9 protein-coding genes are annotated in these 16247 nt (G+C 57.8%); 5 read left to right on the top strand and 4 right to left on the bottom strand.

Features of this window, described 5'->3' with window-relative positions; genetic code table 11:
- Positions 1-49 precede the first annotated feature (49 nt).
- From ORD17_RS10975 to ORD17_RS10985, 3 genes are all read right to left on the bottom strand, one after another.
- The gene (locus ORD17_RS10975; RefSeq protein ID WP_308388544.1) at positions 50-3619 is read right to left on the bottom strand and encodes a helicase-related protein; all 3570 of its coding nucleotides are present in this window, start codon (positions 3617-3619) and stop codon (positions 50-52) included.
- 325 nt (positions 3620-3944) lie between these two features.
- Complete coding sequence (locus tag ORD17_RS10980) at positions 3945-5198, bottom strand: ATP-binding protein (RefSeq protein ID WP_308388545.1); 1254 nt, start codon at positions 5196-5198, stop codon at positions 3945-3947.
- A complete protein-coding gene (locus ORD17_RS10985) occupies positions 5195-5902 on the bottom strand; it encodes a response regulator (RefSeq protein WP_308388546.1) in 708 nt (235 codons plus the stop codon). Before ORD17_RS10985 ends, ORD17_RS10980 begins: the two co-directional genes overlap by 4 nt.
- A gap of 166 nt (positions 5903-6068) precedes the next feature.
- Between ORD17_RS10985 and ORD17_RS10990 the strand changes: the two genes are divergently transcribed.
- The 3 genes from ORD17_RS10990 to ORD17_RS11000 are packed head-to-tail and all read left to right on the top strand — an operon-like array spanning position 6069 to position 11764.
- A complete protein-coding gene (locus ORD17_RS10990; RefSeq protein ID WP_308388547.1) occupies positions 6069-7538 on the top strand; it encodes an efflux transporter outer membrane subunit in 1470 nt (489 codons plus the stop codon).
- Complete coding sequence (locus tag ORD17_RS10995; protein ID WP_308388548.1) at positions 7535-8617, top strand: efflux RND transporter periplasmic adaptor subunit; 1083 nt, start codon at positions 7535-7537, stop codon at positions 8615-8617. Before ORD17_RS10990 ends, ORD17_RS10995 begins: the two co-directional genes overlap by 4 nt.
- 15 nt (positions 8618-8632) lie before the next feature.
- Complete coding sequence (locus tag ORD17_RS11000; RefSeq protein ID WP_308388549.1) at positions 8633-11764, top strand: efflux RND transporter permease subunit; 3132 nt, start codon at positions 8633-8635, stop codon at positions 11762-11764.
- Between the two features lie 279 nt (positions 11765-12043).
- Here ORD17_RS11000 and ORD17_RS11005 read toward each other — a convergent pair whose 3' ends face one another.
- Positions 12044-13261: an ISL3 family transposase gene (locus ORD17_RS11005; protein WP_014003049.1), complete on the bottom strand. Its 1218-nt coding sequence runs from the start codon at positions 13259-13261 to the stop codon at positions 12044-12046.
- A 273-nt stretch (positions 13262-13534) separates the two neighbouring features.
- On the opposite strand from ORD17_RS11005, the gene ORD17_RS11010 reads away from it, so the two are divergent.
- Positions 13535-15028: a PQQ-binding-like beta-propeller repeat protein gene (locus ORD17_RS11010; protein WP_308388550.1), complete on the top strand. Its 1494-nt coding sequence runs from the start codon at positions 13535-13537 to the stop codon at positions 15026-15028.
- A gap of 30 nt (positions 15029-15058) precedes the next feature.
- Positions 15059-16150, top strand: a complete 1092-nt coding sequence (locus tag ORD17_RS11015) for a TQO small subunit DoxD (RefSeq protein WP_308388551.1) — start codon at positions 15059-15061, stop codon at positions 16148-16150.
- Positions 16151-16247 lie beyond the last annotated feature (97 nt).

Genomic DNA, 16247 nt, shown 5'->3' on the forward strand with positions numbered 1-16247 from the left:
CCGACGCCCTCCCCGTGCGGGCGTTTCTCTTTGTAGGCTTGGGTACGGGTCACAGCGACGCTCCCGGCGGGAAGGCTCTGGCCAGCAACTGGTCGAGATCGAGGTTGATGCTGCTCACCGCCCAGTCAGGTTCTTGGGTGAATGGCTGGCGGACGTAGAACGGCCCTTCACATTGCTCGCCATCCACCATCACAATCGCCAAAATAAATTTGTCGGACTGGTTCAGGCCGTAAAGGATTTCGTTGCGCGTGACGGTGATGGTGGTCTGCCCCTTGGCGCGACCTTTGACCTCGATGTGGCGTGAAGGCGGTAACTTGCCGTCAAGCATTGGCGGCAGACTGGTGACGTCCCAACCGCACTTCTGCGCCGAGACATCAATGACCTCATGGCCGAGGGCACGTTCGGCGTTTATCACGGCTTGCATGGCAATGCGCTCGATGCGGGCGCGGGCATCGGCATCAGCCGACCAACCAGGCTCTCCCTTGCGTTGCAGCAGCAGCCCGGCAGGGATAACCAACGCCCCGCCCAGCACCACCGGTGTGGCGGAGACGACATGGCGCATGGCCAGCAGTTCCTTCTCGCGTGTCTCGCGCCGCGCGGTCAGTTCATCGATGGTGCGGCGCACATTTTCCAGCGTCAGGCGCACGTCCTTTCCTGCGGCGATGTCGTCCTGCAACTTGATGTAGCGGTCGGACCAAAAGTCGATCTCTTTTACCAGACGCTCGTGCACGGCGGCCAGGGTCTTGTCCACTGCCCTCTCGCGGCGAGTGCGCACCTCGTCGAAGTGCTCGGGTACCAGTTCGCTGGAGGCATAGGCCAACGCTACCTGCTCCAGGTCCTTGCTAATCCAGGGTGCCGCCAGTACGTCCTCGATCAGTGCCCTCTCGGCGTCGGCAAGTGGCTCCAGGTCCAGGTGCGGCGCCCAGCCGGCGTTTATCGCGTGGCCCGTTGGGTCGATTTCGACGAACTGCATGCGGCGCGAGATGGTCCGCGTTGGGTCCGCCCCTTCCTTGACCGAGTGGTCAACGATGAACAGCACTTTTGGGTTGAGGCCCATGTCGCTCGGATCGACCAGCATCGCACCCTGCTTCAACTGGTTGCGGTGCCGCTCCAGCATGATGTCGGTGACGGATTGCATCAAGGGGTGCCCCGGATGCAGGAGGCTGGCCATCGGCGCGCCCACTCGGTCGCTGAAACGGACGTATTGCTTTTCGAAGCAAACACGCTCGTAGCGTCGCAGCACCGGGTCGGCATTGCGACGGTCACGGCCGGTGATTTGCCGGTCACGCTCGCGAATGATGGCCGGTACATGGGTAATCTCGTAGCGGCCCGCTTCGCGGGGGCGCAGCTCGCCGCCCAGTTGCTGGAAGGCCTGGGTGAAGAAGGCGCGGATGAAGAAGGGCTGCAGCTTGCGGGCCTCGGCCTTCTCCATCTCCTCCTTAACGGCGAAGAGGCGCTTCTCGTCCATCACCTCTTCGCAGAGGGCATTGCGCTTGATGATGTCCTCGAGGTGACTGGTGTCCAGAGCGCCTTCGATCTTGCGCAGCAGGCGGGCGCGAACCTCGGGATCGGCCCCGTAGCGAATGGCCTCGATCAGCAGGTCTTTGAGGCTCTTCTCCGCAAAGACTTCGCCCAGGATGTCGAAGACCCGCCCGCCCAGAGCAGCGCGCTCGACTTCCAGCTTTTCAAACAGGCGTTGGAAGACGTCGCCCTCGCGGGTTTCGTTGGCCACCATGTTCCACAAATGGCAGACCTCGGTCTGACCGATGCGGTGGATGCGGCCGAAACGCTGCTCCAGCCGGTTCGGGTTCCAGGGCAGGTCGTAATTGACCATCAGATTGGCGTTCTGCAGGTTGACCCCTTCGCCCGCCGCGTCAGTGGCCACCAGCACGCGCACTTGAGGGTCGTTGCGGAACAGCTCCTGCACTTTGCGACGCTCTTCGCGCTTCACGCCGCCATGGATCATCACCACGGCATCTTCGTTGCCGATCAAACCGCGAATTTTGACGGCGAGGTAGTTCAGCGTGTCGCGGTGCTCGGTAAAGATGATCAGCTTGCGCCGGCGCCCGTCGGCATCGTGCATCTCGGGCGTGTCCTGCAGCAGACGGGACAGCTCGTCCCATTTACGGTCCTGGCCGGAATGGACGACCTGCCGCGCCTGTTCCTCCAGACCTTCAAGGATGGTGATCTCGGCTTCGAGTTCCTGGATGGTCTGCGCCGCAGTGGCCTGGTCGACGACGGATTCTTCGAAGTTCTCGTAGTCTTCGGGAGACAAGGCATCGGCCGACTCCCAGATGTCTTCGGGGGCGCCGTTGCTGTCGGCCAGCGTTTCGGCCAGCGACCTGCCGCGGCTTCCCAGCTTCTCTTCCTCGAGGCGGCGCTTGAGCTTGTTGCGCCGGCGTTTGAGCGACTGGTAGATGGCCTCGGGGCTGGAGGCGAGTCGGCGCTGCAATGAGGTCAGCGCGAAGCCGACGGTACCCTTACGCCCGCCATCGGCCAACTGGTCGGCTTTGGCGAACTCGGTCTTTACATAGTCGGTAACGGCAGCGTAGAGCGCGGCTTCGAGGTCTGACAGCCTGTAGTTGACGGTGTAGGCCCGACGCTCAGGGAACAGTGGGGTGCCGTCGAACTTGAGCAGGTCTTCCTTGACCATGCGGCGCATCAGGTCGGTGACGTCCACTTTGTGCGCGCCGTCTCGAAACTTGCCATAGAAGCGGTCGGCGTCCAGCAGCGACAGGAAGAGTTGGAAGTCTTCTTCTTTGCCGTTATGCGGCGTGGCGGTCATCAGCAGAAAGTGGCGGGTGATCGAACCCAGCAGCTCGCCAAGCTGGAAGCGCTTGGTCTTGTTGACCTTGTTGCCGAAATAGCTGGCCGAAAGCTTGTGGGCTTCATCGACGACCACCAAGTCCCAGCGCGACAGGTGGAGCTTTTCCTGCAGGTCTTCAGCACGGGCCAATTGGTCAACACGGGCGACCAGCAGGTCGATGTCTTCGAAGGGGTTGCCACTGCGGGACTGCTCGACCTGCTCGCGCGAAAACAGCGTGAACGAGAGGCCGAACTTCTCGAACATTTCGTCCTGCCACTGCTCGACCAGGCTGCCAGGCGCCACAATCAGCACGCGCTTGGCGTCTGCGCGCATCAGCAGCTCGCGGATCAAGAGGCCGGCCATGATGGTCTTGCCGGCACCGGGGTCGTCGGCCAGCACATAGCGCAGCGGCTGACGCGGCAGCATCGATTCGTAAACCGCCGTGATCTGGTGTGGCAGGGGCTCCACGTTCGACGTATGTACCGCCATCATCGGATCAAAGAGGTGAGCCAGATGAATGCGATAGGCCTCGGCGGCGAGCTTGAACCCGTCGCCCGGCGCATCGAAGGCCCAGGGTCGGCCAGCTTCCGCTAACGAAAGAATTGCCTCGTCCGTGCGGAACAGCATGCGTTCCCGCAGCTTGCCGTCAGCGGTCTTGTAGTAGACCGTCAGGGCATTGTGACCGACCGGCTCGGTGGTGACGATGCGCACGACCTGCCCCGGTTCCAAACCTGAAACAGCCGCGCCTTTCAGAATCTCTTCAAGCTTAAGAATGGTCTGTTCCCTTGTGCAATTTTGTATCGGGTCGTACACGCGACGACTCTACCACCGATTTCTGCTGTCAGCGGCATGTGGCCATTCAGATGCCGACAATTGAGGAGTTATACCACGATCACTGGCTGGCCACACAGCCAAACCCAACGATAGAGGGCATCTGTGCGAAGTGGCAGCAAATCCGGGCACCGCAGAGATGGAGGTCAACGTCGTCCAGCAATGCCATACTGCTCACCATCAGCGCGGCTGCACTTGCGGGGCTTGCCCTGGCTTGCGCCACGAGCTGGTGCATTGGTCGTTATCATGGCGGGCAGTGCAAACAGCCTCTCCGGCTCTTTGCGGTCATTCCCGATGCGCCGACCGACTACCGTCTGGCGCTGGGTAACGTCAATTCGGCATCTAACCCGCCTGCCGCTGCGGCGTCGTAGTGCAGACTTCCCCCCTGCTGGGCCAGCAGGCGGTGGCAAAGCCGGATACCCATGCCTGATCCATGCCCGGTCTGGCGGGGCAGCGAACCCTCATTCATGGCGAGAATCATGGCGGCACTGACTGGTTCCCCGCCCAGGTCGACTACGTGAAAACGGCAGGAATCTTCCCCATATCGCGCCTGCAAACGGATCGCAGCGCTGCCGTAGCGTCTGCTGTTATCGAACAGATTACGAAAAACCCGCTCCAGAGCGATGGGCCGCGCCAGAAAAGCGCCATCGGCAATCAGAACCATCTGCACCTGCAGTCCATAGCGCTCTCGCGCGATAGAAGCCATCTCCTGCAGCCATTGCGCGACCGGAATGGTCGTTTGCTTTTCCCTTTCTCCACCCTGCACCCAAGCCAGAAAATTGCCAAGTACCTCTTCCATTTCTTCGACGTCGGCAAGCATAGCGGGTTGCTCCTGCGCCCATTCTTCGGGCGGCAGATGTAGGCTCAACAGAAGGCGAGACAACGGGGTACGCAGTTCGTGAGAGATGCCAGTGAGGAGCAGTGTGCGCTCCTCGTGCAGACGATGCAGGTCTGCAGCCATGCCCGCCAGAGTACGCTCCAATTCCTGGATATCTTCGGGGGCATGTCGGCTGACGGGATAGCCGTCCGGGTATTCCCCGCGCAGAATGTGCGGGGCAGAGCGCGCCAGGCGAGCCAGAGGCCGGTTGATCTGCCAGACGATTAACCAAGCCCCCAACAGGATCAGAAAAAGCATGATGAGCACCCGAACGAAAGTGAACGGGTTGCCGATCAGGGCCACTCCCTGAATCGGGACTCCCAACCAGTCCTGCCCTTGCTTGCCACGCAACCAAAGCCACAGCGTGCCCTCCCGCTCCTGTACCCGCAGTTGTGCGCCCTTGTCGATCCTGGCAAACGACTCTGCCACCTCTTGCCAAAAATACGACCGCGGTATCGATCCGAGCGCATGCGCAGATCTACTCCAGCCCAATTCTGTGGGTGGCCTGGCGACCAAGGTTTCATCCACCTGCCAGAGCAGTTGCGCGAAACGCTGCGCCGCCGGATCGAAGACGTAATTATGGAACAGCAGATAGATGGAACCCTGACTGATCAGCACCAGCAGGCTGAGTAGCAGGAGGCTGCGGCCGACCGAACTGCGAGGCCAGAGTCGGCGTAATTTCACGGCTCCGCAACGAAGAGATAGCCTCTTCCCCACACGGTTCGAATATGTCGCTGCTCCCGTTGATCATCGCCAAGCAGTCGTCGTAATCGCGAGATTTGCATATCGACGCTGCGATCTTCTGGGTCGAGACTGCGCTGCCGAGTGAGCCAGAGAAGTTTTTCCCGGCTCAATACCTGTCCTTCGTGTTCGATAAGCACCGCTAAGGTAAGAAATTCGTGGGTGGAAAGATCGAGTTGCTTGCCATTCAGAAAAATTTCCTTGCGACCACGATCGACGCGAAATGGGCCAACGATCTGCTCTCCGGACTTCTCCGGGGTGGTCACCGACGAGCCGCGCGTGCGTCGCAAGATCGCCTGAATTCTGGCGACCAGCTCGCGGGGATGAAAGGGTTTGGTAAGGTAGTCATCCGCGCCCATCTCCAGGCCGAGGATGCGGTCCAGCTCATCATTGCGGGCGGTAAGGATGAGTATCGGGATTTGCGAGTCGCGGCGGATGCGCTGGCAGATCTGCAATCCGTCTTCCTTGGGCAAACCGAGATCGAGAACCAGAAGATCTGTCGCTCCCTCCCGCAGGATACGTTCCAGTCCTTGCCCATCCGCCCGACTCTGAACGGCAAAGCCAAAGGCGCGCAGATGCGACTCCAGTAAGCTTCGCAGCCGAAGATCATCCTCCACCACCAGAATCTGGGCTTTGCCGTTTTCCATGACGCAAAGATACCCCTAGCGCGGCGCTCTCTCCAGGGAAAATTGTAACCAGACATCACGAGGGTCCAGTGTGCGCTTATTTGTTACAAATTCACCACGCTGCTGCTCAGGATTGTTACAGGAGCGCTGGATACACTGAGTCCGTCTTTTTCACCGGGAAGCTGGGATGGATAGGAAGTACCTTTGGCCCTTGCCATTTTTGTTACCCATACTATTGAGCGCTTGCGCCCCCGGACCCAAACTTCCCATACCCAAGATGCATGGGCCGGCGCACTATCTTGCGGATCACGAGGCTTGGGCTGGCAGCAGTCAGAAGCTGCGGTTGCAAGATAGTGCGCCGCTCGAAGACTGGTGGCGTCTTTTCGGCTCGCACGCCCTGAATCAGGACGTACACACGGCGTTGCGCGCCAACCCCGATATCCACCAGGCACAATTGGCATTGCTGCGCGCGCATCAGATCGAAAAGGTCGCTGCCGCAGGATTGGCTCCGCAGATCATCGGAAACGGTCAGTTGGCGCGCAGTCGTGCGCTGCGCACCGGGGCCAACGGCGGGACCAGTTATCGCATTCCGGGCAATCTATACTCCCTGCTGCTGGGTTCCGTGGAAGTCAGTTATAGCCCAGATCTCTTCGGCAAGGCGACTGATCGTCTGCAGGATGCACAGGCTCAACGTAAAATCTCTCAGGCACAACTCAGCGCCACGCAGCAGGTCGTGGCCGCTGCCGTGGCGAAAGCGTTGATCAGCGCGGCGGCGGCGCAAGACCAGTGGCGCTCTGCGCGGCAAATCGCTGCGGCCGATGCGCGCCTGCTACACCTGATCCAGCAGGAATACCAGCTCGGAGCCAGCAACTTGCAGGTCTTACGCCAGCAGGAGGCCTTGACCGCCTCGGCCAAGGCGGCCGTTATCCCCCTGCGCGTGGAAATGTCCCGACAACAGCATGCTCTGGCGACGTTATTGGGCCGCTATCCTGCACAAGGCGCGCCCTTCCCTTCTCTCCACGAGTTTCACTTACCCAAAAACATTCCTGCCGTGGTGCCCTCACGGCTGCTGATGCAACGACCGGATATCGTCGCCGCCCGAGCAGCGGTAGAAGCAGCGGCGGCCGAAGCGCATCTTGCAGCTGCCGATCGCTACCCGCAGATCGACATCAGTGCCGATCTGGGAAAGGCAGCTCAGTCTGGGACGCTGTTTTTCAGTCCTGTCTCGACCTTGTGGGGACTGGCGGGCAGTATCGTGGCACCGATCTATGAAGGTGGGGCCCTGCGGGCGCAGGAAAAAGCCGCGGTAGACTCCTACCGGATTGCCGTATCGCACTATCACCAGGTCGTACTCAGGGCGTTTCGCCAGGTTGCCGACGCATTGCGCGCCTTGCAGGGGGCTGATCAGAGCTACACGCAGCGCCGGTTGGCTGCCCAGGCTGCAGAGCAAGCGCTCCATCTGGCGCAAACACGTTACCGAGATGGGGTAAGCAATTACGCTACGGTTCTCGACGCAGAAATCGCCAACGAAAAGGACCAACAGGCCAATTTACAGGCGGAAAGTGAACGATATCTGGATACCGTCGCATTGTTTCTGGCCATGGGCGAGGGTCCTTCGACCTCGTCAAAAGATCACTCACAGGAAAGCCACCCATGAAAAAATCCATTCCGATCGTTGCTTCCGGGATTCTCCTTCTTTTTGGTGCGGTCTTCGCCCTGCATGGGTGGCGGGAGGAACAATTGGCGCAGGCGCGTAAAGAGAATGCCCATCCCCTGGTCACGGTTTCCGCTGCCAAGGCAGCCTGGGCCACGATTACACCGCAAAGTACTGCGGTCGGTCAGATCCGCGCGCAACAAGGGGCGGCACTGAGCCTGCAAACGGCCGGGGTCATTCGTAGCTTGCAGTTTCATTCTGGCGAAACGGTGCAGCAGGGACAGGTCTTGCTGCGCCTCGATCCCGGATCCTTGCCGGGAGCGTTACGGGAGGCGCAGGCACAGGCCAAGTTGGCGACCATCAATGCCCAGCGTGCGGCGCGAGTCTATGCCATACACGGGATTTCGACGGCTGAGCTGGACAGGGCAAAGTACGGTGCGGAGGTGGCGAATGCCAAGGTCCAGTCCTTGCAGGAGGCGCTCGGCAATACCGTACTGCGGGCGCCGTTTTCGGGGGTACTGGGGCTGCGCCAGGTGGAAGTCGGGGAGTATTTGCCGGCGGGAAAAACCGCGGTTCGCCTGGAATCTCCGCAAAATCTACAGGTCGACTTTGCCGTTCCCCAGAATCTCGCTCCGTTCATTCAGCCAGGGGAGAAATTGCGCCTGCAATCCCGTCAGGGGGAAAAGGGTCAGCAATTCGTCGCGCAAGTCATTGCTGTCGATAACCATGTGGATCGCGCAAACCGAGCTCTGACGGTACGCGCGCAGATTCGTAGGTCCGGTTTTTTGCGACCGGGCATGTTCGTTCTGGTGAACCTGCCGACTACATCGCCACAGAGGCGACTGACGATTCCCCAGGTGGCCGTCGCCTATCACAGTTATGGGGACTTCGTGTACCTCCTCAAGCGTCAGGGACAGGACTGGATTGCCGAGGCGACTCCCGTACAGCTGGGTGCGGTGGAAGGGCAGAAGGTGGTCGTGCGCAAAGGCCTGCAGGCGGGCGATCAGGTAGTCACCGCGGGCCAGGTCAAACTGCACAACGGTGATCAGGTCCGCATCAACAACGCCGTTTCTCTTCACTAAGCCGCCGGGTGCCCCATGCGATTTCTGTCCGCCTTCATTCACCGCCCCGTTCTTGCCGTTACCCTGATGGCAGCCCTGTTTCTGCTCGGGCTACGCTCGTTGGGAATGTTGCCGATAACCGAGTTCCCACCTACCAAAAGTGGTCTGATCACGATCACCACCCATTACTTTGGTGCGACTCCCAAAACCGTGAATGCCTTCATCACCGCGCCATTGGAGAAGGCAGTCGCCCAGGTACCAGGCATCAACTACATGACTGCGGTCAGTGAAAATGGAATCTCTATCATCACCTTGTATATGCAGATGGGGGTCAACCCCAACGCCGCCCTGTCGCAAGCACAGATCAAGGTCAACAGCGTCTTGAATCAATTGCCCAAGGGTGTCATGCAACCCGTGGTAGTGGAGATGCCGGGCTCCGGCGCCTATTTGATGTATCTTACGTTTTCGGGACAGGGGCTGAATCAGCAACAGATTACGGATTATCTGACCCGCGTGGTGCAGCCGGCTATCCAGTCGGTCCCTGGAGTGGGGGTTACCTCCATTCTGCCGCCGGGTACGGGGCCAAACGGCAATACCTTCGCCATGCGAATCTGGCTGAATCCACAGAAAATGGCCGTCCTGAGCGTTACCGCGGCCGAGGTACGCGCGGCTCTCAAGGCGAATGACTTCGTCAGTGCCGCCGGACGGCTGCGCGATACCAATACTGCGATCTCGATCACCGCCAACACCGCCTTGCATAGCCCGACGCAGTTTCGCGAATTGGTAGTCAAGACGGTGCATGGAGTGCCGATCACCCTGGGTCAGATCGCGACGGTTTCGTTGGGCGCGCAGACCTATGACTCCTCGGTGTTGGTGAACGGCCAGCCTGCCGTGAACCTAGGCGTCATGCAGGCACCAGGAAGCAACGCCCTGCAAATGGCGACCGGCGTGAAGAAGACCTTATCCCAACTGGCCAAGGCAATGCCGGCAGGGATGCAGGCCAAGGTACTCTACAATGGGGCGCAATTCGTCCGGAGTTCCATCCAGGAAGTGTTGACCGACATTGGTCTGGCACTGTTGATCGTCATCGTCGTGGTGTACCTGTTCCTGGGTTCCTGGCGCGCCCTAGTAGTTCCGGCTCTGGCCATCCCGCTCGCCCTGATCAGCGCCATGACCCTGCTGCACGCGCTTGGCTTCACCCTCAATCTGCTCACCTTGCTGGCGATGGTACTCGCCATTGGACTGGTAGTGGACGATGCCATCATCATCGTCGAAAACGTGCACCGCCATCTGGAACACGGGATGACCCCGATCCATGCTGCCCTGCAGAGCGTGCGGGAGCTCAGCAGTCCCATCCTGGTCATGGCGAGTACCATCGTTGCGGTGTTTTTTCCCATGGTGCTCCTGGGCGGCCTGGTGGGCCAGCTCTTCAGCGAGTTTGCTCTCACCATCGTCGCCACCGTTCTCATGTCGATGATCATCGCCCTCGTTCTGGCACCGATGCTGGCCTCCCGAATTTTGCGTGGGGGACAGCCGGGCCGGTTGGCGGCCCTCGTCGAGCGCGTCTTCGATCGCCTGCGCGCGGCCTATGGCAGAGGATTGGCACGCAGCTTCTCCTATCGCCCTGCGGTGCTCACGGGGGCCGGTTTGTTGGTCGTGGGAGTCGTGGGGCTCTTCTGGCTGAGTCCACAGGAGCTGGCGCCGCCAGCCAATCAAGGAATTGTCTATGTGAGTGGGCTCGCCCAACCGACAGCAACTCTGGAGTACATGGACAAGTACGACCGCTACCTAACCAAGTCGGTCTTTGACCAGATTCCGCAACGAAGCGATAGTTTTGTGGTGAACGGGGTCGGTATTGGCGGCTTCCTGCTCAATAACGAAATGATGTCGGGACTGGTCCTGAGGCCGGAACGTAACAAGACCACGCAGGAGGTCCGTAGCCGCGTACAAGAGCTCTCGGCGCAAGTACCGGGAATGCAACTGGCAGCCTTCGGACTGCCACCTCTCCCCGGCTCGGCGGTGGGTCTGCCCGTGCAGTTTGTGGTCAGCAGTACCTCGGGCGATTACCGGGAGCTCGACGAGGTCGGTGATGCGCTCGTGAAAAAGGCGCGCGCTAGCGGACTCTTCAGTTTTGTGGCCAGCAATCTCGAATACAACGACGTCGTATTGAAGATCCAGATTCACAAGCAGATGCTCGCCAATTTCGGGTTGACCCTGGCCGATGTAGGAAAAAGTCTGGCAACCCTGCTGGGTGGCAATTACGTAAATTACTTCAGCATGGATGGGCTCAGCTATCGCGTGGTTCCACAGGTTCCGGTGGCGTTGCGCGCCAATCCAAATCTGTTACAGAACTATCAGATCCAGACCCCTTCAGGTGCAGATGTGCCGCTGTCCACGTTCGTCACGCTAACGCAGCAAGTCGTTCCCACCTATCTGCCGCAATTCCAGAACCTCCCAGCAGTGACGATCGAGGCCAGCCCGGCGCCGGGGGTGTCTCTGGCGCAGGCGCTCGATTTTTTGCATCGACAAGCCGAGAGCCGGATGTCGAGCAGCGATCAGATCCATTACGCTGGCGTATCCCGGCAATACGAGAAGCAGGGCAGCTCTCTCGCGATCACCTTTGCCTTTGCTTTGATCTTTGTATTGCTCTTGCTCGCGGCCCAGTTCAATGGATTCCGTGATTCCCTAGTCGTTCTTGCCGGCGTGCCGCTTGCTGCCTTCGGCGCACTGTTTCCAGTTGCCCTGGGGCTGTCGAGCATCAACATTTATTCCGAAGTTGGAATGGTCATGCTGATTGGTCTGACCGCGAAACAAGGGATTCTCATTGTGCAATTCGCGCGACAGTTACAGACCGAACGGGGATGGGACCGGGCGTTGGCGGTACGCGAAGCGGCAGCGCTGCGCCTGCGGCCCATTCTCATGACGGTGGCTGCAATGATTGCGGGCGCGGTGCCCCTCCTCTTCGCTACGGGAGGCAACGCGGAGGCAAGGTTTTCCATGGGCCTGGTGATCATTGCCGGGCTCAGTTTTGGGTCCCTCATTTCCCTTTTTGTCATCCCTGCAATCTATAGCCTCTGGGGCGCTGAACTCAAGACGGCAGCGCAGAACAGAGAGAATGGGGCTGTGCTACAAAAAAAGAAAGATCCGAGTTCCATTATGCATCATTGACGTTGGGACCAGGGTAAGATGGTAAGGGGTGGCGTTCACGAAAATGTGTATCTCTTACCTTCTCTCTGCATGTATTTGCCAGAATCGAAGTGCTAGCGATAGACATGCATTGCGTGCAATTGCGCTGTACGCAAGGAAGTGAAAAAACTCTCACACTATGGCTGCGAGCCACTCGTGTTACCGAGCAATACGGGTGGCTGGAGTCCACAATATTATTTTTTGGAGATATGCTGGTTATTCAGAATCCTTACCATATGATATTATTGGTTCTTCGATGTTTCATGTGGGTAGCCTGAGATCCAGTTTACCGAGGATCAGGTAGGCCATGTTGATAAAGTTCTTGTGGGTACGGTAGCCACGGGCTTTTGCCTTGGCGGACTGGAGGAGGCTATTGAAGCCTTCCAGAATCCCGTTGGTGATCTGGCTCTCGAACCAGCGGAGCACACCATCCCAGTGATTCATGACGGTGTAGGCGACCTTGACCATTGGCGGTAATCCGCTGTCCTTGACGTTTTCCACCCAGGCCTTGAGCAGGGTGGCGCCCTGGTGGCGATTCTGGACGGTGAAGATTTCTTGGAAGGTCAGGCGAAGCTGATAAGCCTGTGCTGTCTTGAGGTTCTGGTTCTTGAGGATCTCCCGGAGCCTGGCGCTTTGCTTGGCGGAGAGCTTTCCCGGGTTCTTGAGCCAAAGCCAGCGGCTCTTTTTCAGGTCTGGTTGGGAGAGGGCTTCCCCCTTGCGTACGGCATCTACGGCCTCATTGACGAGCTTCATGAGGTGAAAGCGATCGAAGGTGACCTGGGCGTTGGGCAGGTGTTCTGCGGCCCCTTTTTGGAAGGCTGGCGAGAGGTCCATGCTGACCTCCGTAATGGCCTCGGCGCTGCCGCCATGGGCCTGCAGATCTTCGGCGAACTGCGCAAAAGTCTCGGCATCCTTGCCGGGTGTGGCAAACAGCAGGCGCTTCGCCACGAGGTCCACAAACAGGGTGATGTAATCATGGCCGCGCCGGCTGCTCGTCTCATCGATACCGACGGAATGGACCTCTGACATGTCCGCGGCCTCGCGGGCCTTGGCGACGTAATGATCGAGCACCCGCCAGAGTCGCTGGTCCGTCTCCCGCACTAGGCGGGAGACCGTCAACACGGGCATCTCCCGGACCATGGCCATGACTAGAGCCTCAAAGAGCAGCGTGAATCCCGAGCCTTCCCGCGCCCAAGGGACGGATACCAAATGCACGCCGTGTTCCGGGCAATGGACCCGTGGTACGCGGGCATGGAGATAAGCCGCATGCTGGAAGAAGTCGAGGTGACGCCAGACCTTCTCCTGGGTGTCATAGACCGGGCAGTCCTGGCCGCAGACCGGACAGGGAAACTGACTACCCCTTGGGAAGTTCACATGCAGGTCCAGGCGCTTTTCCTCCACCGTGAACCGCACATCGTCCACCATCCACGGCGGAACCAACCCCAACGCCAGAGTGAACAGTTGATTACCTTGGTCCATCCTTATCCTCAGCTCGCTGCCCTTCCCATAAAGCAATCATACCGCCTTACCCACTCAATGTGTCGAGGAGCCATATTATTGGATAAAATTTTCACACCGTAACAAGATGTAACAGAGATACACGTTGTTACAAAAAATAGGTTGATGGATATTTTTGTGGTATCTACCATTACATCAGCTTTTATGATTATTTAGATTACATTACTATATTACCATAGTCTAATTAATCAATTGAAGGCTCATGTGAAAAATTCATCATGATAGGAGTTGACCATGAATGCAAAACAAATCTATGTAGCCGTCGCGATAGCAGCCTGGACACCTATGGCCGCGTTTGCCGCAAATGTACCTCTCGATCCGATACATAATTCGCTGGATCCGCAAAGCCCGTTTGCGACGCTGTATTTGCCTCAAAATGCGCCCATCGCTGCGGATAGAGTGGGGCCAGAATCATGGACTCATGCCTATGGAAATCCGCAACATAATGCCGCATTCTCGGTGCGAGCAAATGCGCCGCAGTGGATTCGTCAGGGAGTGCGCTGGAACTTTCCAGAGGCGCGTGCCTGGCCATTGAACGACGATCATCCCTACGGGGAAAAAGTGGACGGATTAAAAGAAGCCCTGCCAGTGCAGACGCAGTTTTATGGCAACGCATTGGGGGTTTCCGTAGTGCGTGGTGTTGTGTATGCCGAAAGCGATGATATGTTCGCCTATGCCATCAACGCAAAGACCGGAAAATTGATTTGGCGATCCAGCCCGGTGGCTAATACGCTCATGGGAAATCCATTGGTAGTTGGTAACCATGTCTATCTCTCGGCAGGCAGTGTTTCTTTCAATTTTGCGAACGTCATGGAATATAAAAAGGATCCAGAAAAAGCCGGTCGTGGAAAGGACATCAGCTACAACGGGGTATTCTGCCTGAACAGAAAGACGGGCAAGCTGGAATGGAGTTTTAAGACTGCGGGAGACGCGATGCCGACACCAGCGTACGCAGATCACTCCCTTTTCATCAGTACCGGCGATGGGAATATATACCGAATCTCCTCAACCGATGGCAAACCGGAATGGAAAACCCATGTCGGCGGCATTGCCAACATGTCCAGTCCAGTAGTCATGGGTGGGCGGGTATATGTCTCCATGTCCGTGATTCCCGGCCTGTATAGTCTGGATATTCATTCTGGAAAGGTGATCTGGAAAGGTGAAATCCCGGGTGCGGTGAATACCGGGATGGGGGATGTCTCTCCCGCAGCCGCAGATGGCATTGTGGTAATGGATACTGTCGCAAACGCAAAAATCGTCGACGGAAAGCCAACCATGGAAACCATAGTGCGGGCCTTTAATGGTAAGACGGGACAGGTATTGTGGACTGATAATCTGGGGCGCGGTCCAAAGATTCCTGCATTCAAAGGCGGTGTGCCGATGATTCACGATAATATGGTCTACGTCGGCAGTCCTGTAACGTCTGATTACACCGCAATTGACCTTCACACTGGCCAGGTCAAATGGACATGGAAAGTACCGAACCCAGGTCCTGCGGGTGCGGGGCGTGGAGCACCCACCTATTATCAGGGAACGCTCTATATCTCCACTGGGCCGGATATCTACGCGGTGAACCCCAAGAACGGTCACCTCATCCACAGTTACCACGTAGGAGGACGTTTCGGCATCGTGAACCCCACTATCGTCGGCGGCACCATGTACCTGGGCAACTCGTGGGACTGGGTAAATGCGGTACCAGTGAAGGATGTGAACCCGCAGTTCAGCTAACAACCGATTAATTTCTACTTAGAGGCAAATATGGCAACGACAATCGAAAGCGGTGGTCAGCAGACTATCGAGAGCAAACATTTATGGCGGATCATGGCCATCGGTATGCTGGCAGTACGCTTTGTTCAGGGGTGGATATATTGGGGTGGTGGCTCTCGCCGCTTCATCTATGGTCCACAAAAAATTAATCCTGCTGGCCATTGGATGGCGTACAAGTTCCAAACCGCCATGCCTGGGGCGATTCTTGGCACCAGCCATCTGGTATCGTTTTTACTGCATCATTTTGTCCTGCTATATGCAGGAGTCATTATCTTCAGTGCAGTGGAATTGATTTCCGGGCTCATGTTGATTTCTGGCTTTCTCACTCGTCTCGCTGCAATCATGACGCTTGGATTGTCGTTCACTCTGATGCTCCTTTTTGGTTGGCAGGGTGCCACTTGTATCGACGAATGGACAATGGCGGCGTCCAACTTCGGTATGGGCATTGCTCTTTTTCTGATCGGTGGTGGAGCGTATTCCATCGATAACTGGTTATTGAAAACCAAACCCTCGCTCGGAACAAAGGGATGGTTCCGCTGGTTGGGCGGGAGCGAGCCTTTACCTCTGTCGGATGCCGCGTTCAAAAAACTGGCACTGACGCTGTTCTGGATTGCCGTCATCTTCATCGTGGCAACCTATTCTTACTACCGTGGCTCCGTCATAACGCCCTTTCACGGCGACCCTACTGGAGTAAAGGTACATCATGTGCAAATGCGTGACCTGCAGATTGCGCCAGATGGGAGTGTTACGGTTCATATGTATGTGAACGCCGGTACCGCTTCGGTTCCATCTCATATCATCTCAGCTCGTCTGTTGGATTACGCGGGAAAAGTTGTTGAGGTATGGGATGGCAAACAGTTATCACGCCTGCCTGCTAATGACATCCACAATGACTACGCCTATCAACAGATCAGTCCAGATCCGATATTGGGCCTGAAAGCAGGGCTAGGAGCTGCCGCTACCGTACACCTGCCGGTCAGCGATTCGTCAGGCTTCCTGGGTACCAGTGCTGGGCCGTACCAATTACAGATCCTGACGATCAATGGAAAAACAATGTCTGTATCTGGTCAGATAGAGGGATGACCTGGTTTTTCTCTGCTTGTCTTGTTACATAAGTTCACAAATCCTCGGCACTCCTTCAAGATTGGATAGGAGATATGTAAGTTCAGCTTGTTGGGTG

The organism is Acidithiobacillus sp. AMEEHan, assembly GCF_030996345.1.
In the GTDB taxonomy this organism is placed as follows: domain Bacteria; phylum Pseudomonadota; class Gammaproteobacteria; order Acidithiobacillales; family Acidithiobacillaceae; genus Igneacidithiobacillus.

Bases quoted from the DNA above. Each gene is read 5' to 3' on its own strand.
- ORD17_RS10985 (WP_308388546.1), bottom strand. From the start codon at position 5,902: ATGGAAAACGGCAAAGCCCAGATTCTGGTGGTGGAGGATGATCTTCGG.
- ORD17_RS10990 (WP_308388547.1), top strand. From the start codon at position 6,069: ATGGATAGGAAGTACCTTTGGCCCTTGCCATTTTTGTTACCCATACTA.
- ORD17_RS10995 (WP_308388548.1), top strand. From the start codon at position 7,535: ATGAAAAAATCCATTCCGATCGTTGCTTCCGGGATTCTCCTTCTTTTT.
- ORD17_RS11000 (WP_308388549.1), top strand. From the start codon at position 8,633: ATGCGATTTCTGTCCGCCTTCATTCACCGCCCCGTTCTTGCCGTTACC.
- ORD17_RS11005 (WP_014003049.1), bottom strand. From the start codon at position 13,261: ATGGACCAAGGTAATCAACTGTTCACTCTGGCGTTGGGGTTGGTTCCG.
- ORD17_RS11010 (WP_308388550.1), top strand. From the start codon at position 13,535: ATGAATGCAAAACAAATCTATGTAGCCGTCGCGATAGCAGCCTGGACA.
- ORD17_RS11015 (WP_308388551.1), top strand. From the start codon at position 15,059: ATGGCAACGACAATCGAAAGCGGTGGTCAGCAGACTATCGAGAGCAAA.